The 1884-nt window shown below is 48.7% G+C and carries 2 protein-coding genes; both read right to left on the reverse strand.

Features of this window, described 5'->3' with window-relative positions; genetic code table 11:
* A partial coding sequence (locus CX664_RS25105; RefSeq protein WP_219622303.1) for a hypothetical protein occupies nt 1–1091 on the reverse strand: 1091 nt, incomplete at its 3' end.
* Between the two features lie 306 nt (nt 1092–1397).
* Entirely contained in the window at nt 1398–1712 is a 315-nt protein-coding gene (locus CX664_RS25110) for a retA reverse transcriptase (protein WP_101749311.1), read from the reverse strand.
* Nucleotides 1713–1884: the final 172 nt, after the last annotated feature.

Consider the following 1884-nt stretch of genomic DNA (forward strand, 5'->3'; position numbering starts at 1 on the left):
GGCAACAGCGCGGCCACGGCCTCGTTGAGCCCTGGTGTCTGCACCTGCCCGTTGTCCACCAGTTTCGCCATGGCCCACAGCAGGTTGGTGATTTCCTGTGGTTTAAAGTTAGCTTGCTGTGCGTTTACGTGGGGCAACAGCGCGGCCACGGCTTCTTTGAACTCAGGTGTTTGCTTCTGCCCATTGTCCACCAGTTTCGCCATGGCCCACAGCAGGTTGGTGATTTCCTGTGATTTAAAGTTAGCTTTCTGTGCGTTTACTTGAGATAACAGCACGGCCACAGCCTCTTTCAACTCGGGTGTCAGCTCCTGCCCGTTGTCCACCAGTTTCGCTATGGCCCACAGCAGGTTGGCGATACCCTGAGCAATAAATTGGTCTTTCTGTGCGTTCACATTGGGCAACAGTGCGGCCACGGCCTTTTTGAGCCCTGATGTCAGCTCCTGCCCGTTGTCCACCAGTTTCGCCATGGCCCACAGCAGGTTGGTGATTTGCTGGGTGTCAATATCCCTGGCTCCAGGTTGTAGGTGGCACTTGAATATTATTGCATCAAGTAGCGTTGACAATAAGGCAGCTTGAGTATGCCTGACACCCTCATCCATGGGGTGATGAGGGGTAAAAGCACCTGCTGAAGTAAATGAATGAAGTGTTGTCGCCAGGCTTCGCCAATTCCAGCTCCGTGTTACTGTAAAATTTTGCAGAAAACGCATCAGCTGGCTTTGTTCCGCTCGATTTAACGGTCTTTTAGAAGCTGACGCGTATTTTTTAATGGTACTGGCAAATTGACCATGATTTCTCCCATCATAGCGATGAGCAAAACGAGCAGATTTACTCAACAGAGCATCCATTATTTCTGGGTTGACAAGGGCATTAAAATCTTGTTCAGGGGTTACTGAACGACACTGTAGATTTTGAGAAGTGTATGCGCCAGAAGCAGGGGGAAATTCATTCCGCCCCGGAATAGTGCGGTAGGGATTATCCCTCTGTCTTACTGTGTCATGTCTATATCGCCCGGGCCTTGAAGAAGCGGCCTGGTTATCCGGTTGGTGGTAATAATTGCCTGATCTTGCGTTAGCAGCAGAGATTCTATGCATAATTATATTTCATTAATTCACGAAAATATAATAAAGCAGACAGCTGTTCTGTGCAGAGGTTCATTTTGCTGCAATATCTAAACTGAGTTTCTGCCAAAATGGAATTACATGGCCGTACCAGTGGGAACATTAAATGTCGATTTTATTTCGGGACAATTACCTGGGAGGCTGACCGAGAATAGCGCCCGTAATGAGGATAGCAGAAGATTGAAGATAACAATTCGGTTTTGTGGGTCACAGTAGGAATGGCGGTCACCCGCCACCCCCTGCGCAGATCCGTACTTGTACTGCTAGCGCATGCGGCTCCTACCTCGAGTATTTAACGTCAAACCGTTGCTCCGGCCATGGATGAAGAACTTTTACTCTGGGCAACACAGTATTGATGAAGGCAGCAAACTTCTTCCAGCTCAGTTTGCTTCTCTGGCTGCGCCGCTTCAAGGCTTTGTACCAAAGCTTTTGCACCTCTGTCCTGAAGGCATTGATTCTCAGTCCATTGCCGGGCACCGAAAAGTAGTTCATGTGACCTTGCAGTACACGTCGCAACCACTTCAACTGCTCCGGCACGGGGTCATGCCTGTGTTTCAGGAGATAGTCTTTGATCTTGCTCAATGTTGCTCGCATTCGCTCTTTGCTGGTTCGTCTGACAATGTTGAAGTTTCCACTGCTTCGACTAATACCACAGATATGAAATGGGAGATTCTGTTATGCAGTCCCAACAGTTTCAAGACCTTCTTAATGCATATCACAGCCCTTGTAGGAACTCTTCCATCCAGTCATCGTTGTTGACCAGTTC

This window comes from Endozoicomonas acroporae (assembly GCF_002864045.1).
Lineage (GTDB): Bacteria > Pseudomonadota > Gammaproteobacteria > Pseudomonadales > Endozoicomonadaceae > Endozoicomonas > Endozoicomonas acroporae.